This is a genomic window from Mycobacterium sp. NTMscope_MAC_269 (genome assembly GCF_976985695.1).
Genome location: NZ_OZ335668.1, coordinates 2369671 through 2393732 on the forward strand (window position 1 = coordinate 2369671; position 24062 = coordinate 2393732).

17 protein-coding genes, 1 tRNA gene and 1 pseudogene are annotated in these 24062 nt (G+C 67.7%); 11 read left to right on the top strand and 8 right to left on the bottom strand.

All coding sequences use genetic code 11. The features are described 5' to 3' along the window. Nucleotides 1-114: 114 nt before the first annotated feature. The 3 genes from ACZ50Z_RS11125 to ACZ50Z_RS11135 all read left to right on the top strand — a co-directional run bounded on the left by ACZ50Z_RS11125 (nucleotide 115) and on the right by ACZ50Z_RS11135 (nucleotide 5056). Nucleotides 115-603: a MarR family winged helix-turn-helix transcriptional regulator gene (locus tag ACZ50Z_RS11125; RefSeq protein ID WP_464483598.1), complete on the top strand. Its 489-nt coding sequence runs from the start codon at nucleotides 115-117 to the stop codon at nucleotides 601-603. Between the two features lie 114 nt (nucleotides 604-717). Next, nucleotides 718-3054, top strand: a complete 2337-nt coding sequence (locus ACZ50Z_RS11130) for an ATP-binding cassette domain-containing protein (RefSeq protein WP_464483599.1) — start codon at nucleotides 718-720, stop codon at nucleotides 3052-3054. A gap of 49 nt (nucleotides 3055-3103) precedes the next feature. After that, entirely contained in the window at nucleotides 3104-5056 is a 1953-nt protein-coding gene (locus ACZ50Z_RS11135) for an acyl-CoA dehydrogenase family protein (protein WP_464483600.1), read from the top strand. Here the strand turns inward: ACZ50Z_RS11135 and ACZ50Z_RS11140 are convergent. Continuing rightward, complete coding sequence (locus ACZ50Z_RS11140) at nucleotides 5046-6464, bottom strand: nitrate/nitrite transporter (RefSeq protein WP_464483601.1); 1419 nt, start codon at nucleotides 6462-6464, stop codon at nucleotides 5046-5048. The two genes, ACZ50Z_RS11135 and ACZ50Z_RS11140, sit on opposite strands and share 11 nt — an antisense overlap. 393 nt (nucleotides 6465-6857) lie before the next feature. Then, complete coding sequence (locus ACZ50Z_RS11145; RefSeq protein ID WP_464486186.1) at nucleotides 6858-7325, bottom strand: LppP/LprE family lipoprotein; 468 nt, start codon at nucleotides 7323-7325, stop codon at nucleotides 6858-6860. A gap of 329 nt (nucleotides 7326-7654) precedes the next feature. Here ACZ50Z_RS11145 and ACZ50Z_RS11150 point away from each other — a divergent pair, with 329 nt between their 5' ends. The 5 genes from ACZ50Z_RS11150 to cysE all read left to right on the top strand — a co-directional run bounded on the left by ACZ50Z_RS11150 (nucleotide 7655) and on the right by cysE (nucleotide 15530). Beyond that, nucleotides 7655-11896: a molybdopterin-dependent oxidoreductase gene (locus ACZ50Z_RS11150; protein ID WP_464486187.1), complete on the top strand. Its 4242-nt coding sequence runs from the start codon at nucleotides 7655-7657 to the stop codon at nucleotides 11894-11896. Nucleotides 11897-12013: 117 nt separating this feature from the next. Continuing rightward, nucleotides 12014-12313 (top strand): hypothetical protein, encoded by a 300-nt coding sequence (locus ACZ50Z_RS11155; RefSeq protein ID WP_464483602.1) that lies wholly within the window; start codon nucleotides 12014-12016, stop codon nucleotides 12311-12313. Between the two features lie 213 nt (nucleotides 12314-12526). Continuing rightward, entirely contained in the window at nucleotides 12527-13330 is an 804-nt protein-coding gene (stf0, locus tag ACZ50Z_RS11160; protein WP_464483603.1) for a trehalose 2-sulfotransferase, read from the top strand. Between the two features lie 581 nt (nucleotides 13331-13911). Beyond that, nucleotides 13912-14844, top strand: a complete 933-nt coding sequence (gene cysK / locus ACZ50Z_RS11165; RefSeq protein ID WP_464483604.1) for a cysteine synthase A — start codon at nucleotides 13912-13914, stop codon at nucleotides 14842-14844. 2 nt (nucleotides 14845-14846) lie between these two features. Next, a complete protein-coding gene (cysE, locus tag ACZ50Z_RS11170) occupies nucleotides 14847-15530 on the top strand; it encodes a serine O-acetyltransferase (RefSeq protein WP_464483605.1) in 684 nt (227 codons plus the stop codon). 64 nt (nucleotides 15531-15594) lie between these two features. Here cysE and ACZ50Z_RS11175 read toward each other — a convergent pair. Next, a pseudogene (locus ACZ50Z_RS11175) lies at nucleotides 15595-15876 on the bottom strand (muconolactone Delta-isomerase family protein); the annotation flags it as partial. A 110-nt stretch (nucleotides 15877-15986) separates the two neighbouring features. Between ACZ50Z_RS11175 and ACZ50Z_RS11180 the strand changes: the two are divergent. Further along, nucleotides 15987-16709 carry an SDR family NAD(P)-dependent oxidoreductase gene (locus tag ACZ50Z_RS11180; protein ID WP_464483606.1) on the top strand — a complete coding sequence of 241 codons (723 nt, stop codon included), beginning with the start codon at nucleotides 15987-15989 and terminating at the stop codon, nucleotides 16707-16709. Nucleotides 16710-16724: 15 nt separating this feature from the next. Here the strand turns inward: ACZ50Z_RS11180 and ACZ50Z_RS11185 are convergent. Then, nucleotides 16725-16797: transfer RNA gene (locus ACZ50Z_RS11185), tRNA-Asn, on the bottom strand. Nucleotides 16798-16940: 143 nt separating this feature from the next. On the opposite strand from ACZ50Z_RS11185, the gene ACZ50Z_RS11190 reads away from it, so the two are divergent. After that, complete coding sequence (locus ACZ50Z_RS11190; RefSeq protein WP_464483607.1) at nucleotides 16941-17219, top strand: hypothetical protein; 279 nt, start codon at nucleotides 16941-16943, stop codon at nucleotides 17217-17219. Here the strand turns inward: ACZ50Z_RS11190 and dnaG are convergent. The 3 genes from dnaG to ACZ50Z_RS11205 all read right to left on the bottom strand — a co-directional run bounded on the left by dnaG (nucleotide 17203) and on the right by ACZ50Z_RS11205 (nucleotide 21129). After that, entirely contained in the window at nucleotides 17203-19149 is a 1947-nt protein-coding gene (gene dnaG / locus ACZ50Z_RS11195) for a DNA primase (protein ID WP_464483608.1), read from the bottom strand. The two genes, ACZ50Z_RS11190 and dnaG, sit on opposite strands and share 17 nt — an antisense overlap. 29 nt (nucleotides 19150-19178) lie before the next feature. Next, nucleotides 19179-19796, bottom strand: coding sequence for a superoxide dismutase[Cu-Zn] (sodC, locus tag ACZ50Z_RS11200; protein WP_464483609.1), 618 nt, complete (start codon nucleotides 19794-19796; stop codon nucleotides 19179-19181). Between the two features lie 67 nt (nucleotides 19797-19863). Next, on the bottom strand, nucleotides 19864-21129 hold the full coding sequence (locus ACZ50Z_RS11205) for a deoxyguanosinetriphosphate triphosphohydrolase (RefSeq protein ID WP_464483610.1): 1266 nt from the start codon (nucleotides 21127-21129) through the stop codon (nucleotides 19864-19866). A gap of 132 nt (nucleotides 21130-21261) precedes the next feature. On the opposite strand from ACZ50Z_RS11205, the gene ACZ50Z_RS11210 reads away from it, so the two are divergent. Then, nucleotides 21262-23238: a TPM domain-containing protein gene (locus ACZ50Z_RS11210; protein WP_464483611.1), complete on the top strand. Its 1977-nt coding sequence runs from the start codon at nucleotides 21262-21264 to the stop codon at nucleotides 23236-23238. A 49-nt stretch (nucleotides 23239-23287) separates the two neighbouring features. Here ACZ50Z_RS11210 and ACZ50Z_RS11215 read toward each other — a convergent pair whose 3' ends face one another. Beyond that, nucleotides 23288-23509, bottom strand: coding sequence for a hypothetical protein (locus ACZ50Z_RS11215; RefSeq protein ID WP_464486188.1), 222 nt, complete (start codon nucleotides 23507-23509; stop codon nucleotides 23288-23290). Between the last annotated feature and the right edge of the window lie 553 nt (nucleotides 23510-24062).

A 24062-nucleotide genomic window follows, 5' to 3' on the forward strand; every position in this document is an offset into this window, starting at 1 on the left:
GTCACTTTGGCGATTCTGCCAGTCCCGGCAGGGGGTGTCCGCTGAAGAAGGGTTTTCGCGCGGCACGCGTCGTCGTTTCGGCCTCGCTTAGCAAAGCTATGCAACGATGGATACATGGACAACGTCGTCGACACCGCAAAGCTCGAGGGAGCGCAGGGGCTCGGGGCCGATCTGCTCGCCGTGGTCGCGCGGCTCAACCGCCTGGCCACCCAGCGCATCCAGATGCCGCTACCGGCGGCGCAGGCAAGGCTGCTGGCCACCATCGAAGTTCACGGCGAAGCCCGGATCGGTGACCTCGCCGCCGTCGACCACTGTTCACAACCGACGATGACCACGCAGGTGCGCCGCCTCGAGGAAGCGGGCCTGGTGACCCGCACGATTGACCCGGGAGACGCGCGCGCCGTCCGCATCCGCATCACCACCAGCGGCAGGCGCACGCTGAACGCGGTTCGGGCCGACCGTGCCGCAGCGATCGAACCCCAGTTGGCGCTGCTCGAGTCCGGTGACCGTCAGGTGCTGGTGCAGGCGGTCGACGTGTTGCGCCGGCTCCTCGACGATGCCTCCCTTGCCACCTCACTCGCGGGCCGCCGTAACCCGCAGTGAACGTCGTATACCTGGTGAGCGGACCGCGAGCGAGGGTAGACACGTAACCGAACGGGCGTGCGGCGCCTGACGGCGAGACCAAATCGAGCTGACCGGTGACGAAAGGTGGCGGCCATGGCGACCGAGGCTTCGGCCGTTCCGGCCTCCCCGCTGACCGTGTGGGCGGGACCGAACCGGTATGTCTTTCCCCCGGGACGCGACGTGCTCGTCGGCCACGGCCCGGGCTGCGACATCCCGCTGGGGCCTCTCGGCCCTGCCGCGTCGGCCCCGCCCGCCCCCCACCCTGATGTGGTGCTGCGGTTCACCGGGACCCAGTGGGTGGCCATCGACCTGAGCCACCGCGGCATCTTCCTCGACGGACTGCGAGTGCCGACGGTCGAGATCCGCGACGGCCTGGGAATCACCATCGGCGATCCGCGGCACGGTCCGCGCCTGGTCTTCCAGGTCGCGCCCGCTCCCGCCCCGCCGGGACACCCACCGCCCGGCGGCCCCGACCCGCGGGTCCCCACCCAAAGCGCCACCCAGCGCATGCCCGTGGTGGTGCCCCCGCCGCCAGCCGGCCAGCAACCCGCGCCGCCGCCCCCACCGGCACCGCCTCCTCCACCTACGCCGCCGCCCCCCGCGCATCCCCCGGTCGCACCACCCGCCGAGCCGGAAAAGGGCCCGGGCCTGATCGAGCGGATGGTCACCTCGAAGCTGCGCGCGCAGCGCCCCCCGACCCGCACCGACGAAGCCAACTCCACCTTCCGCCTGCCGCTGCGAACGGCGGCGCGCACCACCGGGGTGACGGCGTACCAGCTGGGCCTTGCCGTCGACGGGCAGCAGATGCTGTCGGGCATCTCGTTCACGGCCCATCCCGGCACCATGACCGCCGTCATCGGACCGTCCGCAGCGCGCAATTCCACGCTGCTGGCCGTGCTGGCCGGCACCAGGGCACCCAGCTCCGGGCGCGCGACCGTCGATGGGCACGACGTGCACGCCGAACCGCAATCCATGCGCAGCCGCATCGGGATCGTCGCGCGTGACGACCAGCTGCACCGGCAGCTCACCGTCGAGCGGGCCGTGAAGTACGCCGCCGAGCTCCGCCTGCCACCGGAGGCCACGCCCGACCAGCGCGAGCGGGTGGTCGACCAAGTGCTCGACGAGCTCGAGCTGACGCCACACCGCGCCACCCGGATCCGCAAGCTCTCACCCGAGGTGCGCCGGTGCGTCACCTTGGCGGTCGAGCTGATCACCCGGCCGAGCCTGCTCGTGGTCGACGAACCGACGGCCGGGCTGGATCCGGCGCAACAGCGCCACGTCTTGGCCGTCCTGCGCCGCCAGGCCAATATCGGCTGCGTCGTCGTGGCCGCGATCTCGGCTCGCGCGTCGCTCACCGACGTCAACACATGCGATCAGGTGTTGGTACTCACGGGACCAGGCAAGGTCGCATACCTGGGCACGCCCGTGGAGGCCGAAGCCACCATGGGCACCGCCGACTGGTCGCAGGTCCTCGCCAGGGTGGGCGCCGACCCCGACGGAACGCACCGCGCGTTCCGCGGGCGGCCCCAGCCGTTGACCACCCCGCCGGAAGTCGCCGCGCCGTGGACGCCGCCGGCCGGGCTGCCCCGACACCGCCAGGTCCGCCTGGTGGCCCGACGGGAGGTCCGTTTGCTCCTCGCCCATCGCAGCTATTTCGCGTTCCTGGCGATCCTGCCGTTCGCGCTGGCGGGGCTGACGCTGCTGATCCCGGGCGACGCGGGCCTGACGCAGCCCGGGCCGAACAGCGCCAACGGGCACCAAGCCATCGAAATCCTCGCCGCCCTCAACGTCGGCGCGGTCATCCTGGGCACGGCCCTGACGATGCGCGCCCTGGTTCTCGAGCACCGCATCTTCCGCCGGGAACAGCAGGTAGGGCTGTCCGCGCCGGCCTACCTGGCCGCCAAACTCACGGTGTACGGCTTGGCCGCCGCCCTGTGGACGGCCGTCATGTTCGCGATCGTCGTCGCCGTCCGAGGCGGACCGCAGGGCGGCGCCGTATTGCTGCACAACGCCACGATCGAGCTGTATGTCACCGTGGCGGCCACCGCGATCGTGTCCGCGGTGATCGGGCTGACCCTCTCGGCGCTGGGCAACGCGCTCCGGGAGGTCCTGCCGCTGGTGGTCCCGGTGATCCTGGCATCCGCGCTCTTCAACGGGAGCCTGGTGCAGCTGGTGAACCAGTGGGTTCTGCAGCAGATCAGCTGGTTCGTCCCGGCCCAGTGGGGTTTCGCGGCCTCGGCGTCCACGGTGAATCTGCGCAGGATCGACACGCTGGCCGTCAACGTCTTGACGTGGACCCACTACAGCGGCTGGTGGGTCTTCGACATGGCGATGCTCGGCCTGTTCGGTGCCGTCGCTGCCGGGTTCACGCTGTACCGGCTGCGCTCGCCGCTCCCCGCAGAACATCACACGTCGTCCCGGACCACCTGAACCGTCGTTCTTGTTCCCCGCGGCGCGAGCCGCGCATTACTGTCGGCTTATGGCGCCAGAAAAGACAAGCACCGCAGAACATCTCCGCAACGCGCTGGACGGGCGGTGGCGTGATGTCAGGAACCGGATGCGGACGACGCTGACCGAGGACCTGTTCCGCCCCCACTACACCCCCAACACGGTGATCGCGCGCACCAAGGTGGCGGAGCAGATGAGGATCATGGCGGCGTTCGGCGCGGCCGCCGACAGCTTCCGCAAAGAACACGGCGGCACCGGCGACGTCGGCGCGGCGATCACGATGATCGAGATGCTGGCGATGTCCGACTTGTCGCTGATGGTGAAGGCCGGGGTTCAGTGGGGGCTCTTCGGCGGCGCCGTGGAGAACCTGGGCACCGAGCGCCACCACGAGACCTACGTGCCCAAGATCATCAGCCTGGAGTTGCGCGGCTGTTTCGCGATGACCGAGACCGGGCACGGCAGCGACGTGCAGTCGCTGGAGACCACCGCGACCTACGACGCCGAGACGCAGGAGTTCGTCGTCGACTCCCCCACCCCGTCGGCGCGCAAGGATTACATCGGAGGTGCGGCCGAAACAGCCACCATGGCAGCGGTTTTCGCGCAACTGATCACCACCGAGGACGGCAAGCCGGTCAATCACGGCGTGCATTGCGTGCTGGTCCCCATCCGCGACGAGGACGGCAACGACCTGCCCGGCGTCACCACGTCGGACTGCGAGTACAAGGGCGGGCTGCCCGGGGTGGACAACGGCCGCATCGTGTTCGACCACGTCCGCGTTCCGCGGGTCAACCTGTTGAACAAATACGGCGACGTCGCGCCCGACGGAACATACAGCTCGCCGATCGAGAACCCGAACCGTCGATTTTTCACCATGCTGGGCACCTTGGTCCGCGGCCGGATCACCGTGGGCGGCAGCGCGGGCGCCGCCGGCCGGGTCGCGCTGGACATCGCAACCCGATATGCGTTGCAGCGCAGGCAGTTCAACGCACCCGACGATAGCTCCGAGGTGCTGATCATGGACTACCTGGTGCACCAGCGGCGGCTGTTTCCGTTGATCGCGAAGTCCTACGCCCTGCAGTTCGCGCAGAACGAGCTGGTCAGCAAGTGCCATGACGTTCAGAGCGCGGACGCACCCGACGCCGACGAGCAGCGCGAGCTGGAAGCCCGCGCGGCCGGCCTGAAGGCCGCCAACACCTGGCATGCCAGCCGCGCGATCCAGGAGTCCCGCGAGGCCTGCGGCGGCGCGGGATACATGGCCGAGAACAGGTTGATCGGGCTGCGAGGTGACACCGACGTGTTCACCACGTTCGAGGGCGACAATCATGTGCTGACCCAGCTGGTGGCCAAGGAGCTGCTGACGGCGTACGCCGACGACATCAAGAGCATGAGCCCGGTCGAATGGGTGCGCTTCGCCGCCAACACCGTCGGGGAACGCGTTATCAAACGCACTGCGGCAGAAGCGATTATCCAAACGATCATCGACACCCGCCAAGACAGCGAGGAGGAGGGCAGCCTGTTCAACCGCGGCACGCAGATCAAGATGTTCGAAGACCGCGAGGAGTATCTGCTGGCGTCGGTAGCGCGTCGCCTGCAGGCGAAATCCAAAGAGATGTCCGAATTCGACGCGTTCAACTCGGTGCAGGATCACGTGCTGCACGCGGCGAGCGCCCACATCGACCGAGTGGTGCTCGAAGCGTTCGTCGCCGGGATCGACGCCTGCGAGGACGAGGAGGGCCGCGACCTGCTGGGGGTCCTGTGCGACCTGTACGCGTTGTCGGTGATCGAGGACGACAAGGCGTGGTACATCGAGCACCGGTATTTGTCCACGGAGCGGGCCAAGGCCGTCACGCGGGGAATCAACGACCGCTGCCGGGCGCTGCGCCCGCACGCCGAGACACTGGTCGACGGTTTCGGGGTTCCCGAGCGGCTGCGCTACGCCGAGATGCTGCACCCGGAGAACTTGTCGGAGGCCGTCACGAGCTGACCGGCAGCTCGGTGATTGCCTCCCAGTCCGGCCGTCCCGGGGGCTGGAGGCCCCGCCGTGGCCGTACGTACCTCGCCCAGGTCAAGATCGCGGCCGCGACGTACCAGATCATGAACGCCCAGAACGCGGGCGTCTCGGTGCCGGTGCTGGCGTAGGACTGCCGCAGCACCAACGTGATCACCACCCCGCCCAGCGCACCGAACGAGCCGGCGAAACCGATCAAGGCCGCCGACCTCGCGCGCTCCCAATGGCGCCGGTCGATGTCCGACAGGTTCAGCGCGCGGCTGCGTTCTGCGAAAACCGACGGAATCAGCTTGAACACCGACCCCTTACCGACACCGCAAAAGATGAACAGGGCGATGAATCCGGCGATGTAGCCGATGGTCGTGTAGCTCGACACCGGTCCCGCATGGCCACGAGTCAGGTCGTCGTGAGTGCTCACCGCGACCAGCGAACCCCCGGCGACGACCATAGCGATCAGCACCGCGAGCGTGACGCGGCCACCATCGAAACGATCCCCCAACCTGCCGCCGATCACCCGCGCCACCGATCCGAGCAGCGGACCCGTGAAGGCGATCTCCGCGGCGTGCAGCGCCGCCTGCCCATGGCTCTGCCCGCCGGCCATCAAGTTGTGCGCAATCACCTGGCCGAAGGCAAACGCAAAGCCGATGAACGAGCCCGACGCGCACATGTAGAGAAACGAAATTGCCCACGTGTCGGGCACCGCAAGCACCGAACGCACGTGAGCGACCTCGATGAAATGGTCGAGGTTATCCATGAACACCGCAGCGCCCACCCCAACGACCGCCAACAGCACCAGGTAGACCGCGCATACCCAGTACGGCGCCCGGTTGCCCGCCGCCGCCAACACGAACAGCCCGACCGCCTGGATGCTCGCCGCGCCCAGGTTGCCGATCCCGCCGGTGAGCCCCAGGGCGAAGCCCTTGCGACGCTGAGGGAAGAAGGATTCGACGTTGGCCAGCGACGCGGCGTAGTTTCCGCCGCCCAGTCCCGTCAGCGCCGCACATACCAAATACGGCCACAACGGCAGACCGGGATGCGCCAGCAACACGATGGCGGCCACGGTGGGAATCACAAGCACCAACGACGACAGGACAGCCCAATTGCGGCCGCCGAACCTGGCCGTGGCCATCGCGTACGGGATGCGCACCAGCGCGCCCATCAATGCGGCGGTGGCGCCCACCAACAGCTTGTCGCCCGTGGAAAACCCGTAGATGGACTGCGGCATGAACAGCACCATCACCGACCACAGGTACCAGATGGAAAAGGCAACGTGCATGGTCGCAATGGACCAGATCAGATTGCGCCGGGCGATGACCTTGTTACCGGCTTCCCACGCCACGTCGTCTTCGGGGTCCCAGTGCGAGATGCGCCGTGATCGCCCCATCAAACCTGCCTTCCGCGCCGAGTGCCTCGTATTGGATTATCCGATTGTCCCTGTGCCACGCCGTCAGCCGCGCTCAATGGCCAGGAATCTCCGGTTCAAACGTTTCGGCGCGGATGTGATGAGGCGGTGGATTGGCCACGTGCTCCAGCGGGCACCGATCTTTCAGGATGACATTGCTTTTCACAGAATCAAGCACCTCACGGCACGAATTTTCGCTGAATGAAGCGTTCCGGGGCAACGAGCCACCGTGAGGCTTCGTCGTGGCGGCCCGGCCGGAATGGCTTCGCGATCGGCGGTTTTCATCTGCGCTGACATGCGGGCGCTGCCATCTCCCCGAAGCCGCGATCGCTTGACACCCAACGATCCTCAGGCTGAAACCGTTGGCGCGGAACGTTATTGATTCGGAACCGTCCCGACGGTTTGCAGCTTGCCGTCCGGGCCGATGCGAAACTTCACCGTCCCGATCCCGCTCGGGCAGCACAGCTGATCATTTCCCTTCTGCCACCGGTACTGAACGGTCACGGTGTCATCCGAGGGCGCCAGCACAGTGATGTATGGCTTGGCGTTGGGGGTGGCGGTCCCGAGCGGCCTGTTGTGGTCGAAGAAGAGCAGCTGCTGGGGAGTCGACTCGCTGGCGATCGTCGGGATGATCTGCACCCAGGACAACCGGCAGTTGCGGGTATGGCCGCGCCCGATCTCAACCCAGATGGTGCCGGGTATCACGACGGGCACCGCGGTGATCGCCTGCCGCACGGTGTCGGCGTTCGGCCCGTCGGATGCCTTGCAGGTGTCGGGTTTGGCCTGCGGCGGCGCCGTCGGCCTCCCGCCGCAACCGCAGGCCAGCAAAACCAGCAGGATCACAATGAGCCGACGCACGCGGTGAGCTTAGCGAAGACTGTGAATGTTCCGTTGGTTTGGTCGGAAAGCCCGTTCTGAGCAGCGTCGTGCGGGGCGCACGACGTAACCTCGATCCGGGCGGATGGTCAATGGTGACCTGCGGGAATAAGATCCCCCGCCGCGAATTACCCCCGCAATTTCACACCGGCGTGTCGGCCGTTGAGAGAAGAAAGTAAACGGGGGGAAATTTCGGGGAGCGGTGCCGAAACATGCCTGCTCCACAATGAACTCACTCGATACGGAGCTAACCCGTACGCAATCGACGGAGGGACGTGAGCGTGGCCACGGAGTCCATGGCGGAGGAGAACGCCGTGAACACCATGTGCGCGTATTGCGGCGTCGGCTGCGGCATGGTGTTGCAGATCACAACGGATCCGGAAACGGGTCGCGCTCACGTCACCAAGTCGGTTGGCAATAAAGAACATCCGGCGAACTTCGGCCGGCTGTGCACGAAGGGCGCCACCACCGCGGACATGCTCGGCGCACCCGGCCGCATGGACTCGGCGTACGCGCGAGTCGACCGCGGTGAACCGATGGAACCTATCGAGACTGATCAAGCAATCACCCAGTGCGCGAGAAGGTTACGGGCGATCATCGACGAACACGGCGCGGACGCGTTCGCGATGTACGTGTCCGGTCAGATGTCCATCGAGGCGCAATACCTGGCGAACAAGCTGACCAAAGGCTTCATCGGCACCAACCAGATCGAGTCGAACTCGCGACTGTGCATGGCCAGTGCGGGTTCTGGCTACAAGCTCTCGCTGGGTGCTGACGGCCCGCCGGGTTCATATCAGGACTTCGAACACGCCGACGTCTTCTTCGTCATCGGGGCCAACATGGCCGACTGCCACCCGATCCTGTTCCTGCGCATGATGGACCGCGTCAAGGCCGGCGCAAAACTGATCGTCGTGGACCCCCGCCGCACGGCGACCGCCGAGAAGGCCGACCTCTTCCTGCAGATCGCCCCGGGTTCGGATCTCGCGCTGCTGAACGGCCTTTTGCACCTGATCGTCGAAAGCGGGCAAACGGATCCGCATTTCATCGCCGAGTTCACCGAGGGCTGGGAGGTGATGCCCAGCTTCCTGGAGCAGTACACCCCCGACAGGGTCAGCGAAATGACCGGCCTCCCCGAGGACGACATTCGCGCCGCGGCCCAGATGATCGGCGAGGCCGATAATTTCGTGAGCTGCTGGACGATGGGCCTCAACCAGAGCACACACGGCACCTGGAATACCAACGCCATCTGCAACCTACATCTGGCCACCGGGGCCATCTGCAAGCCCGGCAGCGGACCCTTCTCTCTCACCGGGCAGCCCAACGCGATGGGTGGCCGCGAAATGGGTTACATGGGACCGGGTCTGCCCGGCCAGCGGTCGGTAGCCTCGGCCGACGACCGCGAGTTCGTCGAAGACCTGTGGGGTATCCCGCACGGAACGCTGCGCACCGAGGTCGGCACCGGCACCATCGACATGTTCTCCCGGATGGCCGACGGACAGATCAAGGCATGCTGGATCGTCTGCACCAACCCCGTTGCCTCCGTCGCCAATCGCAAGACGGTGCTGGCCGGATTGGAGCGCGCCGAACTGGTGATGGTCCAGGACGCGTTCCTCGAGACGGAGACCAACGAATACGCCGACGTACTGCTGCCGGCGGCGCTGTGGGCGGAGTCCGAGGGGGTGATGGTCAACTCCGAGCGCAACATGACGCTGTTCCAGCCGGCGGTCCCCGCCCCCGGCGACGCGATGCCGGACTGGCAGATCATCGCCCGGATCGCCTGCGAGATGGGCTTTTCGGAGGCGTTCAGCTACACCTGCGCCGAAGAGGTCTTCGAGGAGATCAAGCAGTTCTCGAACCCGAAGAGCGGTTACGACCTACGCGGGGTCAGCTACGAGCGGCTGCGTCGGACCCCGGTGCAGTGGCCGTGCGCGCCGGGCAGCGACGACGACCGCAATCCGATCCGCTATCTCAATGACGGTGTCAGCCAGACACAGTTGGTTCGCGACGACGGCAGCGTGCCGCGGCTGGCCTTTCCGACACCGAGCGGCCGCGCCGCGTTCTTCGTCCGCCCGCACCTGCTGCCCGAGGAAATGCCGGACGACGACTACCCGTTCCTGCTGAACACCGGGCGCCTACCGCACCAATGGCACACGATGACCAAGACCGCCAAGGTCGCCAAACTCAACAAGCTCAATCCCGGACCGTTCGTCGAGATCCACCCCGACGACGCCGCCCGCCTTCACATTGCCGACGACGACCCGATCGAAATCGCTTCTCGCCGCGGCCGCGCCGTGCTACCCGCGGTCGTCAGCGACCGCGTGCGCCCCGGCAACTGCTTCGCGCCATTTCACTGGAATGACGCCTTCGGCGAATACCTGTCGATCAACGCGGTCACCAATGACGCCGTCGACCCGATCTCGAACCAGCCCGAATTCAAGGCGTGCGCCGTCACCCTGACGAAGATCGCAGTCTCCCAACCTGATTCGGACACCCCAACAACGGCGCTCACCGGCACACCGGAATCCGCGCCCACGGAGGTACGAGAAATCAGCGTGTCCCAGATCGACGTACTCGGCGAATTGCTCGGTGTGACAACGCTACCCAAGCCCGAATTCAACGAGCTCGGCCGCGCCTACCTTGCCGGGATGCTGACCGGGCTGCGCTCGGATGCCGGCCGCCGCACCGCCGGGGTGCCCACTCTGCCGGCGAGCGCGCCGTTCGATTCCGGCACCCGGCTATGGGTGGATGGTCTACTGGCGGGATTGTTCTCGCGCGTCGAGAGCCCCCAGCCGTGGGCGCTGCCCGTGGCGCCCGGATCGGCTCCGATGCCGACCGTCGAGCAACCACCCGCCGTGCCGGGTGATACCCCACCCGCGCCCGACCGTGCCCCCATCGTGGTGCTGTGGGCATCGCAGACCGGGACCGCAGAGGAGCTCGCCGCCGACGTCGCGGCGCGACTGGGCGACGCCAAACTGCCGGTCGCCCTGCACAGCATGGACGACTTCCCGGTGGCCGAGCTGACGACGACGCGGGAGCTATTGCTCATCACGAGCACCACCGGCGACGGCGACGCACCCGACAACGGTGCCGGCCTATGGCGGGCGCTGACGTCCGAGGCCGCGCCGCGATTCACCGACACCCGCTACGCCGTGCTCGCGCTGGGTGACTCCAATTACGACGATTTCTGCGGCCACGGACGCAATCTCGACGCGCGGCTCGCCGAGCTGGGAGCGACTCGCCTCACCAACCGGGTCGACTGCGAACCCGACTACGACGACTCCGCGGCCAGGTGGCTGGGCGACATCATCGACGCCCTCACCCGCACCCCCACGTCGGTCGGCACCGATCGCAGGGCCGCGGCGCCTGCCCGCGCTTCGGCGGTGGTGACGCCGTCGCGCCCGAACACGGCCGCGGCAACCACGTACGGCAAGAAACATCCGCTGATCACCGGCATGGTCCGCAACACCATGTTGAGCCAGCCGAAATCGGCAAAAGACGTGCGGCACTTGGTGTTCAGCCTGCCGGAAGAAACCGTGACCTACGAGGCCGGCGACGCGCTGGGGGTGTGGCCGCGCAACAGCGACCAGCTGGTCGACGAATGGCTGTCCGTCACCGGGCTGGACGCACAGACCCCGGTCGAGGTCGGCGAGCACGGGCTGATGTCGTTGCGCTCCGCGCTCACCGAGCGCATCGAGATCGCGCACATCAGCCGGGACCTGGTGCGATTCGTGCAGGAGCGCACGGGCGATGCGAACCTCGCGGAGCTGCTGAAGCCGGAAAACAAGCGCGCACTGTCGGATTGGTCCTGGGGCCGCCAATCCATCGACCTGCTGGCGCAGCTGCCGGTGATCGCGTCCGCCCACGAGTGGCTGCGGGTGCTCAAACGCCTTCAGCCGCGGCTGTACTCGATCTCGTCGAGCCCCAAAGAGTGCCCCGGCGAAGTTCATCTGACGGTCTCCCCGGTGCGCTACAACTTCCAGGGCGTCCCACGCCGTGGCGTGTGTTCGACCTACCTCGCCGACCGCTCCCCCGGCGACCGAGTCGCCGTCTACCTGCAGGCGTCAAGCAATTTCCGGCCGCCGAGCGACCCGGACACGCCAATGATCATGGTCGGCCCGGGCACCGGCATCGCGCCTTTCCGCGGCTTTCTGCAGGAGCGGCGCGCGCTCGGCCACACCGGACCCAACTGGCTGTTCTTCGGCGAACAGCACGCCGCCACCGACTACTACTATCGCGACGAACTCGAACAGATGCGTGCCGACGGCTTCCTCACCGAGTTGGACCTCGCATTCTCCCGGGACCAGCAACAAAAGGTCTACGTGCAGCACCTGATGCGCAACCGCGGCGCACAGCTGTGGAGCTGGTTGCAGGACGGCGCCCAACTCTACGTCTGCGGCACCGCCGACCCTATGGCCAAGGACGTCGACCGCGCGCTGTGCGACATCGCGGCCGAATTCGGCAATCTCGACCCGGACGCGGCGCAGGCTTACGTCCAAGGGTTGAGCGCCGACAAGCGCTACCACCGCGACGTCTACTAGCACCGATTCGCCGCGGACGTCGAACTTGTAATACGGCGGAAACATTGCGCATCCGCCGATGAAACATCCGAGTCGCAGGATGCACTCAAAAGGTCGCGCGCCTGAAGGGGCCGTCGTATGACTCCGGAGTGTGATGGGCCCGATCGGGTCGTCAAGAACGGGTGCCCGCTGCAATGCCGCCTGCGGCACGGCGACGTGACGGAGGAGCCGCTCGACGAGCAGGTGGATTGGGCGGGCCTGCCCGTCAATCTGGACTTCGCCTTCTCGCGCGATCAGCGCGAGAAGGTATACGCGCAGCACCTGATGCGCAGGCGGGGCACCCGGTTCGGGCCGTGGCGGCGCGGCGCGTACGTGTGCGTCTGCGAGACCGCGACCGACGGCGCGGAAGCATCGCGGATCGTCTCGGACACTGTCTGATCGACGGGCCGGAGTCCTTGCTCGGTGACGCGAACACCGGTGAATCCTCGAATGTCCCGGCGCCCCTTGTACATACGGTGATCGCAGCGTCTCCACGTGCGTCGCGTGACGCCGCACTGCAGGCAAATCCATGTCAGCGCAAGATATTCATTCGTGCTGACACTAAACGTGCATGACAGACTGGGATTTGAAGATTCTGGGTAGACTCTGGCGGTGACAAACACCCCGTCGTCATATCTCGTGTTGGCGTCGCAGCGCAGTGGCAGCACGCTACTGGTCGAATCGCTGCGCGCCACCGGCGTGGCCGGGGAGCCCCAGGAGTTCTTTCAGTACCTGCCGTCCACCAGCCAGTCGCCGCAGCCACGGGAGTGGTTCGCCGGCGTCGAGGACGAGTCCATCCTCTCCCTGCTTGATCCTCTGGACGTCGGGACTCCCGACCTCGCGCCGCCGGAGATCTGGCGCGCGTACATCCGCACGGTCGGAAGAACGCCCAACGGGGTGTGGGGCGGCAAGTTGATGTGGAACCAAACACCGCTGCTGCTCAACCGCGCCAAGAACCTGCCGGATCGTAGCGGCGATGGCCTGCTGGCGGCGATCCGCGACGTGATCGGCGAGGATCCGCTCCTGATTCACGTCTACCGGCCCGATGTGATTTCGCAGGCGGTCTCCTTCTGGCGCGCCGTGCAGACCCGGGTCTGGCGGGGCAGGCCCGACCCGGCCCGCGACGCGCGTGCCACCTACCACGCCGGAGCGATCGCCCACGTGGTCACGATGCTGCGCGCGCAAGAAGCGGGCTGGCGCAATTGGTTCGCCGAGGAAAACATCGAACCCATGGAGATCCCGTATCCGGTGTTGTGGCGCAACCTGACTCACGTGGTGGGATCCATCCTCGAGGCGCTGGGGCTGGACCCCCAACTTGCGCCCCAACCGGTGCTGGAGCGCCAAGCGGACCATCGCTCCGACGAGTGGGTGGACCGCTACCGTGCCGATGCCGAAAAACTCGGCCTGCCAACCTGATCGACGGGCGAACTGTATCGGCCGGCCGCCACGCCGTTCCACGGGTTGAACGGCACGCTGCGGGGCGTCGCGTTGGACGAGGGACGCCCCGGCGCACTCCCGGACGCTGCGTCCGCGCATGCTTTCGGTTGCACGCCACCCATGCCGCGCAACCCCGCCACCACCCGCCGGAATTAACCACGCGCTTCACCCGGTTAACAGCTCAAATAGGCTAACGCCTGGGAGCGAGGTCACCGCGCAGATGAGCCGGATCGCCACGCAGGACGAATGTCCTATAGTGGGGCTATGCAACAGGCCGCACAGCCGCGCTTTGTCCTTACGCGCCGCCCCACCATGGGCTGTTGTTGTCGTTGATTTCCTGACGCCTTCCGACGCTCAACGACGTGTGGCGCCAGACGCGGACAGCATCACCAGTTCGCGGGGCCAAGCCAAGTCAGGCGCTGCTCACAAGCCATTCAGGAAGATCAACCAGCAATGATCGATTTGTCTACACCGAGCCGGGTCCCATCCGAGTCCACAACCAACAGTGGCATCCGCTGGCAGGCCGAAACGCCCTGTTCTGACATCGTTGAGGAAAACAGATGAGCATCGCCGAAGACGTCACACAGGTAATCGGGAACACGCCCCTGGTGCGGCTGCGCCGGGTCACTGACGGGGCTGTCGCCGACGTCGTCGCCAAGCTGGAATTCTTCAACCCGGGCAACAGCGTGAAGGACCGTATCGGGGTGGCGATGATCGATGCGGCCGAAAAGGCAGGTTTGATCAAGCCCGACACGATCATCCTCGAACCGACGAGCGGGAACACCGGCATAGCCCTGGCGATGGTTTGTGCCGCGCGCGGCTACCGCTGCGTGCTGACGATGCCCGAAACGATGAGCGTTGAGCGGCGGATGCTGCTGCGGGCCTACGGCGCCGAGATCGTCCTGACGCCGGGCGCCGACGGCATGCCTGGCGCGATCGCGAAAGCGGAGGAACTGGCCAAGTCCGACCAGCGATATTTCGTGCCGCAGCAATTCGAGAACCCGGCCAATCCGGCGATCCACCGTGCAACCACTGCCGAAGAAGTGTGGCGCGACACCGACGGTCAGGTCGACATCTTCGTGGCCGGAGTGGGCACCGGCGGCACCATCACCGGCGTCGCCCAGGTCATCAAGCAGCGCAAGCCATCGACGCAAATCATTGCGGTCGAACCGGCCGCCTCACCCGTCCTGTCCGGTGGCCAGAAGGGACCACACCCGATTCAGGGTCTGGGCGCCGGGTTCGTCCCGCCGGTGCTGGACGAGGATCTGGTCGATGAAGTCATCACCGTCGGCAACGAGGAATCCCTCACCCTGGCCCGGCGGCTTGCCGCAGAAGAGGGGCTGCTGGCCGGGATCTCCTCCGGGGCGGCTGTCGTGGCGGCCCTGCAGGTGGCCCGGCGACCCGAAAACGCCGGCAAGCTCGTCGTCGTGGTGCTGCCCGATTTCGGCGAGCGGTATCTGAGCACACCGCTTTACGCCGACCTGGCGGAGTAGCCATGCTCGCAGCCATACGGCGTGACATCCAGGCTGCTAAGCAGCGGGATCCGGCGGCCCCCACCACACTGGAGGTGATCCTCGCCTATCCCGGCGTGCACGCCATCTGGGGCCACCGGATCAGCCACTGGCTGTGGAACCGCGGCGCGCGGGTGGTGGCGCGGACGTTGGCCGAATTCACTCGCATCGTGACGGGGGTCGACATCCACCCGGGTGCCGTCCTGGGCGACGGACTATTCATCGACCACGCGACCGGCGTAGTGATCGGGGAAACGGCAGAGGTTGGCGACGACGTCACGCTGTACCACGGCGTCACCCTCGGTGGTAGCGGTTCGGACACCGGGAAACGTCACCCCACCGTCGGGGATCGGGTAATCATCGGCGCCGGCGCAAAAGTCCTCGGCGCGATCAAAATTGGTGACGATAGCCGGATTGGCGCGAATGCCGTGGTGGTCAAACCGGTTCCATCCAGCGCCGTCGTCATCGGAGTCCCCGGACAGGTCATCAGCCGCCACGGGCGGAACAGTCCAGACGATTCGATGATGCCCGACCTCGTGGGCGTCAGCCTGCAATCGTTGTTGACGAGGGTCGACAAGTTGGAGGCGCTAAGCGACGGGCAGCAATCTGGCCGGATCATCCGACCGCCCGAGGCTGGAGTCTGGCACGGCGAGGACTTCTCCATCTGACGACGACGACGGCCGCCGACCGCGAAAGCCGCTGCGCATCAGGCTAATTCACCGTCGTGGCGGCGGGGTCATTGGGGTGCGGGCTCAGCGGCGTCACCTCATCGGTACGCCAGACGCGCAGCGGCATCGACGCGAGCACCTCCTCGAGCCGTTGCTCGTTGTCGGCGGCGAACAGGCCCAGGGTGCGCCACTCACCCGGCTGCAGCGGCGGCCGCCATAGGCGAAGCAGGTGTCCCCGCGCCGCCAGCTCGCGGGAATGCGCGGCCTCTCGGGCCCGGACGTCGTCGACAGCTTCCGGCGGCGTGCCGTCGGGAACGTGCGTCGTCATCGTCACCAGGAACTCCATGCGCCCTCCTAATAGGTTGTGCTCACAGTAAATTCAAGAGATGAAGCGCGCCACAGGGATGGCGCGCCGAAACGATGCGCCGGCCAGCAGAGCACGCAAGGAGACAGTCAGTGACCGCCAACCAGGCCAATCGAAAAGTCGCGATCATCACCGGTGCCTCGCAGGGCATGGGCGCCGCCCTGGTCGATGCCTACCGCGAACTCGGCTACGCGGTGGTGGCCAACTCCCGATCGATCGCCCCGAGCGATGACGCAGGCATGGCGGCCGTCGCCGGTGACGTCGCCGATCCCGCGACCGCCGACCGCATCGTCGCGACGGCGCTCGACCGGTTCGGCCGGGTGGACACGCTGATCAACAACGCCGGAGTCTTCGTCCCCAAGCCGTTCACCGAGTACACGGTCGCGGACTACCAGTTCGTGACCGGGGTGAACCTGACCGGCTTTTTCCACATCACCCAGCGGGCCATCGCCCGGATGCTGGCGCAAGGCGACGGCGGGCACGTGGTCAACATGACGACCTCGTTGCTCGAGCAGGCCAACGCCGCGGTTCCCGCCGGATTGACCGCCCTCACCAAGGGCGGTCTGGCGGCCGTGACCAAGTCGCTGGCCATCGAGTACGCCCGTGACGGGATCCGCGTCAACGCCATCTCCCCGGGGAACATCGCCACGCCGATGCACGCCGATGACGACACGACCGCGCTGGCCGCCATGCATCCGCTAGGCCGGATGGGTTCGATCGCCGACATTCTCGAGGGGGTTCGATACCTGGAGGCCGCGACGTTTGTGACCGGCGAGACACTGCACATCGACGGCGGGCAGAGCGCCGGCCACTGAATCCGAAAAGTATTGCTCCCCCGCCTGGACTCGAACCAGGAACCCTTCGGTTAACAGCCGAATGCTCTGCCAATTGAGCTACAGGGGACTAACCCGATCGCGGGACGACTCTAGCGTACTGGCACGACCACGCCCAACTGGCGCGGCCACCCGCAGCGCGCCGGGGATCGACCGCGCGCACACCCCGACCGGTGAGGCAGGATGGAGCCATCGATAGTCGGGAGGAACGCTTTGATCCGGTATGTCGTGGTGCTGGGACTGGGTTACGTGCTGGGCTCGAAAGCCGGTCGCCGGCGATACGAGCAGATCGTCGGCACCTATCGCGCGCTGACCAGCAGCCCCGTGGCCAAGTCGATGATCGAGGGAGGCCGGCGCAAGGTCGCGAATCGGATCTCCCCCGACACCGGCTTTGTGACGCTGGCGGAGATCGACGACCAAACCGCCATCATGGAGCGCGACGCCGAGCCGGTCGACGACGACGCGCTGACGCCCTCTACTCGTCGCCGCTAGCCTGCTCCAGCAGGCTGCGCCGGTAGGCCTCCATCGCCACCAGGTCGCCGAACAACGCGTGATACTCGTCGCCCTGTTCGATCGGCGACATGCGCTGCAACTTCGACTTCACCTCGGCGATCTGGCGGCCCATCCACACCTCTTGCAGCCGGGCCAGCACGCCGGCGATGTAGCGCGGCATTTTCTCCTCGTCGACCTGGATGGCCTCGACACCGAGCTCACTGATCAGCGCCGCCGTCAACGGCGACGACGCGCGATCGCGCACCGCCTCGAGCCACTGCGCCCCGGTGACCCCGCCCGACGTGCCGCCGGCGGTCTCGATGGCCGCGCGGATGGCCGCGTACCCGGGATGGGTGAAGCTCTCGACGGTCAGCGTGTCGAAGACCGGCCCCGCCAGCGCCGGGTACTGCAACGCCGCCTTGAGCGCCTCCCGTTGCGGCCACAGGGTGGGGTCGCGCGGGTCGGGGCGGCTGGCCGCGGGCTGGGCCGCGGCGGAAGGCTCGGGGGCAGAAGCCCGAGCGCGCCCGCGGAGGTCCGCCGAAACCCGGGGCTTCTTGGCCTCATCGCGAACTCGCCCGATGACCTGCGCGACGTCGTCCCAGCCGACCCACCCGGCGAGCTGGCGGGCGTACTCGTCGCGCAGCGTCGGGTCCTTGATCTGGCCCACCATCGGCACGCACCGGCGAAGCGCGGTCACCCGGCCCTCGGCACTGTCCAGGTCCACCTCGGCGAGCGCCGAGCGGATCGCGAACTCGAACAACGGCGTTCGCCGGGCCACCAGGTCGCGCAAGGCCCCGTCGCCGGACTTCAGCCGCAAGTCGCAGGGGTCCATGCCGTCCGGCGCGACGGCCACAAACGACTGCCCCGCCAGGTTCTGCTCGCCGCCGAACGCCTTGAGGGCGGCGGCCCGCCCGGCCGCGTCGCCGTCGAAAACATAGATCAGCTCGCCGCGAAAGAAGCTGTCGTCCATCATCAGTCGGCGCAGCATCGCCAGATGCTCGTCGCCGAACGCGGTGCCGCACGACGCCACGGCGGTGGTGACCCCGGCCAGATGCATCGCCATCACGTCGGTGTAGCCCTCGACGACGACGGCCTGGTGCCCCTTGGCGATGTCGCGTTTGGCCAGGTCGATGCCGAACATGACGTTCGACTTCTTGTACAGCAGTGTCTCGGGGGTGTTGATGTACTTGGCTTCCATCGGGTCGTCGTCGAACAACCGCCGGGCGCCGAAACCGATCACCTCGCCGGCCGAGGACCGGATGGGCCACAGCAGGCGCCGATGGAAACGGTCCATCGGCCCGCGGCGCCCCTGCCGCGACAGGCCGGCCGCCTCCAGCTCCTTGAACTCGAAACCCTTGCGCACCAAGTGCTTTGTCAGTGAGTCCCAGCCGGACGGCGCGAAGCCGCAACCGAAATGCCGGGCCGCGCCGCCGTCGAAGTTCCGCTCGGTCAGATACTGGCGTGCCGGTGCCGCCTCGTCGGATTCCAGCGCCGCAGCGTAGAACTCCGCCGCGGCCGCGTTGGCCGCGACGAGCCGGCTGCGACTGCCGCGGTCGCGCTGCACGCTGGTCGCCGGCCCGGAGTAGGTGATGGTGTGACCGATCCGGTCGGCGAGCAGCTCTACCGCCTCCACGAAGCTGACGTGCTCGATCTTCTGGATGAACGCGTACACGTCGCCGCCCTCACCGCAACCGAAGCAATGAAAGTGGCCGTGGTTGGGGCGGACGTGAAACGACGGCGACTTCTCGTCGTGAAACGGACACAGCCCCTTGAGCGAATCCGCGCCGGCGCGGCGCAACTGCACGTAGTCGCCGACCACTTCGTCGATGCGCACCCGTTCGCGGATGGCAGCGATGTCGCGGTCGGGGATCCGCCCGCGACCCCGGGCACGCCCGTCGCCCTCCGCGCGTGAACCTGCCGGGCTTGCCATCGGGTCAGTCTAAGGCGCGACGCGGACGGCTAGCCGGTTCCGATGACACCGCAGGCGACGCGATCCATCGCGTTCTCGGTGTCCTGGGCCCCGTGCAGCATCAGCGCGGTCTTGTTACCGGCCAGCAGGTCGTCCCGCGTGAACGAGTCGGTGGTGGTGACCAGGTAGGCCGCGCCGTCCCGGCGCACCTCGAGGGTCGCCAGGTCGCCACTCTCGGGCTTACCGGTGTGTCCGGGAGCCTGGTAGTGACCGCCGGCGGACAAGAAGTTGCCGGGCGCACCGCCCGTGGGGGCCACCGAGTTCGGCTCGCACTTGCCGATCTCGTGCACGTGCATGCCGTGCAGGCCGGGAGTCAGGATGCCGGTCGCCACCGTCTTGACGGTGACGGTCACATAGTTGCCGGTGAAGTCGAAGGTCGCGGTGGCCGCCGTCCGACCATCGGGCGTCTTCAATTCCGCGGTGAGCGAGCCGGCACCGGGCGCCGGGGTCGTCGCCTCCGCCGAGGACGCCGGTGCGGCGGTCTTCACGGGAGGGGTGGTGCCCGGCTGGCTGCTCTCATGCTGCGGTGAGCTGCAGGCAGTCATGGCGACGACGGGAAGGCCCATCACGAGGGAGGCCATCAAAGGCGAGCCGCTGAATTTCTTCATGCCGGGCAGCCTAACTCGCGGCGGCCGCGTCGATTCCCGGACCGGACGAGTTGCGGGCGGCAATCCATCACGGACCGGCCTGGCGGGCGTCGATCCGTTCCAGCCGGCCTTCGGTGTAGGAGGCGATTTGATCGACGATGACCCGCCACCGGGCGGCGTCGTCGGCCGCCGTGTTGAAGGCCGCAGCAAAGACCGGGTCGAGGGTTCGGGGCGCTCCCGCGTACAGCCAGTGCGCCACCCGGTGGATGCGCTCACGCTGACCGGCCTGGGTCTCCTGATGCCGCGGATCGGACATGATGAACTGCAGCGCCAGGATTTTCAGCAGGGCGACCTCGGCCCGCACCAGATCGGGGACCTGCAGCTCGGCCCGGTAGCGCACCAGCGGTCCGGGTCCGGCCGCCGCGCGGGTGGTGGCGATGGCGGCCGAGGCGAACCTGCCGACCAGCTCACTGGTCAGCCGCTTGAGCGCGACCGATGCCGCCAGCGTGGCGTCGTACTTCCCGACGGCGGCGACCACCGGCAACCCGGACAGCCGTCGCGCGGCCGCCAAGAAATCGTCGGCGCGCACGCGGGAAAATTCGGTCTCGCCCAGCTTGGCCAGTGCCGCGGCCTCGTCGTCGTCGGCGAGCACCCGCAGGTCGATGCGTTGGGAGACGACGCCGTCCTCCACGTCGTGCACCGAGTAGGCCACGTCGTCGGCCCAGTCCATCACCTGCGCCTCCAGGCACATCCGGCCCTCCGGCGCGCCCGCGCGCATCCAGGCCGCGGGCTCGCGGTCGGCGTCGTAGAACCCGAACTTGCGTTGCCCCTCGCCGCGCGGCCACGGGTATTTGGTGACCGCGTCCAGCGACGCGCGAGTCAAGTTCAGCCCCGCGCTATTGCCTTGTGCGTCAAGCACTTTGGGCTCGAGGCTGGTCAGGATCCGGAAATTCTGGGCGTTGCCCTCGAAGCCGCCGTAATTCGCCGCGACCTCGTCGAGCGCCTTTTCACCATTGTGGCCGTAGGGCGGGTGGCCGATGTCGTGGGCCAGTCCGCCCAGCTCGACCAGGTCGAGGTCGCAGCCCAGCCCGACGGCCATTCCCCGCCCGATCTGGGCGACCTCGAGGGAGTGCGTCAGCCGGGTGCGCGGCGTGTCCCCTTCCCGCGGCCCGACGACCTGGGTCTTGTCGGCCAGGCGGCGCAGGGCGGCGCTGTGTAGGACGCGGGCGCGGTCGCGGGCGAAGTCGGTGCGGTGTTGCCCTTCGGTGCCCGGCAGACCCGCGGTCTTCGCCGCTTCGGCTACCCGTCGCTGACGGTCGAAGTCGTCGTAGGGGTCGTGCTGTTTCCTGGTCACCGACGCACAGTCTGCCAGGGAATGCGTGCCGAAGCCTGGCTCGGCTCAGGCCTGTTGGGCTGTGTCGTCCCCGGGCCGCACGCGATGCCCCGCTCCGCATCGGGCGCACTGCCACGGAGCTAGATTGGCCCTATGCGCACCGCTCGCCTGCTCGCCGCGCTCGCGACGCTTTTCACGGTCGGCCTCGGCGGCGGGCTGCTGCTGGCACCGCCCGTCGGCGCGCAACCGCCCTTCCGGTTGGCCGACTATGTCACCGACAACGCGGGGGCCCTGACGGATTCCGGTCGCACCACCGTGGCTGCCGCGCTCAACAAGCTCTACACCGACCGCCACATCCGGCTCTGGGTGGTCTACGTCGACGACTTCTCCGGGCAGACCCCGACCGGGTGGGCACAACGCACCGTGCGCGCCAGCGACCTGGGCGGCTACGACGCGCTGCTGGCCGTCGCGACCACCAGCCGCTCTTATGCCTTCCTGGTGCCGTCCACGGTCAAGAGCGTCAACGCCGGCCAGGTCGACAGCTTGCGGCGCAACAAGATCGAACCCGCCCTGCACAACGGTGACTGGAGCGGCGCCGCGGTGGCGGCGGCGAACGGGCTCGACGTGTCGCCCGGCTCGTCGGGGCGGGTGGTCCTGCTGGCCACGCTGGCGGGCATTCTCATCGCGCTGGCCGGCCTGCTGCTGGTGATGCGTCACCGCGGCCAGCGCCGGCGAACCGCGGCGTTGGCCGCCGCGCGCCGCGTCGATCCCACCGACGCCGACGCGTTGGCCGCGCTGCCGTTGCAGACGCTCGACGACCTGTCCCGCGCGCTGGTGGTGGACGTCGACAACGCGCTACGCACCAGCGCCAACGAACTGGACCTGGCGGTCGGCGAATTCGGCGAAGAGCGCACCCAACCGTTCACCAGCGCGGTGGCCAACGCCAAAGCCGCTCTGTCCCAAGCGTTCACGGTGCGTCAACAGCTCGACGACAGCACCCCGGAAACGCCCTCGCAGCGCCGCGAAATGCTCACCCAGGTGATCGTCTCGGCGGCGCGGGCCGACCGCGAGCTGGAGTCACAGACCGAGGCCTTCGAGAAGTTGCGCGACCTGGTGATCAACGCCGCGACGCGGCTGGACACGCTGACGCAGCAGTACGTGGAACTGACCACCCGGCTGTCGCCGGCGGAGCAACGGCTGGCGGCGCTGCATCACGACTTCAGCGCTGCCGCACTGACTTCGGTGTCCGGCAATGTCACGACGGCCAAGGAGCGGCTGGCGTTCGCCGACCGCAACATCGGCAGCGCCCGTGAGCAGGCAGCCCACGCCGTCACCGGCGGGCAAGCCGGCCTGGTCGACGCCGTCCGGGCCGCCGAGTCAGCCCTCGGGCAGGCGCGAGCGCTGCTCGACGCGGTCGACAACGCGGCCAGCGACATTGCGCACGCGACCGACCGACTGCCGTCGGCCATGGCCGACATCACCAACGACATCGCCCGCGCCAACGAACTGCTGCAGAAAAAATCCGCGCACACCAGCGATTTGGTGGCGGCCCGCGACGCGGCCGCCCGGGCCGTCGAGCGCGCCCGCGCCGGCGGTTCCGAAGATCCGCTGGGCGCGTTCGGGGAGCTGACCAAGGCCGACGCCGCGCTCAGCGGGCTGCTGGCCACTCTGGCCGCAGAGCAGGCCGCCGCGGAGCGACTCAACCGATCGCTGGAGCAGGCGTTGTTCACCGCGCAATCGCGGGTGCGCGCGGTGTCCGACTACATCGACACCCGCCGGGGCAGCATCGGCCCCGACGCGCGCACCCGGTTGGCCGAAGCCAAACGCCACCTACAGGCCGCGCAGGACAAGGGCCCGACGAACCCGAGCGACGCGATCGCCCACGCCGATGCGGCATCGACGCTGGCCGCTCAGGCGCAATCGCTGGCCAACGGCGACGTGCAAACGATGCAGCGCGCCTACACCCGTCGCGGCGGCAGCGACATGGGCGCGATGCTCGGCGGCATCATCATCGGCGACTTGCTCAGCGGGGGCATGCGGGGCGGGTTCGGTGGCTGGAGCCCGACCTCGTTCGGTGGCGCCCCGGGTTCTTCCGACGGCGGTTTCATGGGTGGCGGCGGCCGATTCTGAGTCGCCGCGGGATCACCGCGGCGCGTTTCGCTTCTCTACCTGCCGGCCTTCAGCCGGCTGCCGGGGAATGCGGGATCACGCCCACGGGCCGTGGCGCGCCTTCGCCTTCCCACCCGCTCCAGACGTTGTCGGCGACCGCTGTCGGTCGCGGCGCGTCGAGCGTCTCCTCCGCGGTGTCGGCGCTCGCTTCCGACTTCGGCGCCCAATGGTCGTAGTCGTCCGGCGGAACGGCCACTCCCCACTTGAGTGGCACCGATAGACCACCGAGCACACCGGACTCACCGCGTACTGCCGCCACCGTGTCATCGGGTAACGGCGAACCGAGAGGCAAAAGCACCCCTGCCCCCTTCCACAGCCGATCTAGCGTTCGGGCGCTGTGGCGAACTTATTTACACCAACCGGTTCACATCGTAAGACAAACTGAAGAAAATATGCGGGAATTGCCAATTTTCCTTTATATGAGCGTGTATCGGTCGGCGCGGGCCCCGCCCCGAACCTGTCAGGGCATCCGCCGCGCGCGCCGTCGACTGCCGGGCCCTACGTTTTGCCCCGACCACTTGGAGTTGGCCCCGAATGGCGAAGCCCTTGCCGCGCAGTGCTTTACGATAGGTGCCGGCAATCGGATCGCGCGGCCGGTCCCGGATGCCGGTGAGGTTCTCGTACCGATTCCCGCTGGGACAACGCGCGCGAGCGCGCTGTTTTTCCGGGACGTATTAGATGAATTCGCGCGGTGCGATACGACGCCGGCTGCCGTCCCAGCCGACATAATCATTTCGGTTTTCTCACCCGCCGTGCACTCCATGCACACCCGCAACAGCGGCACC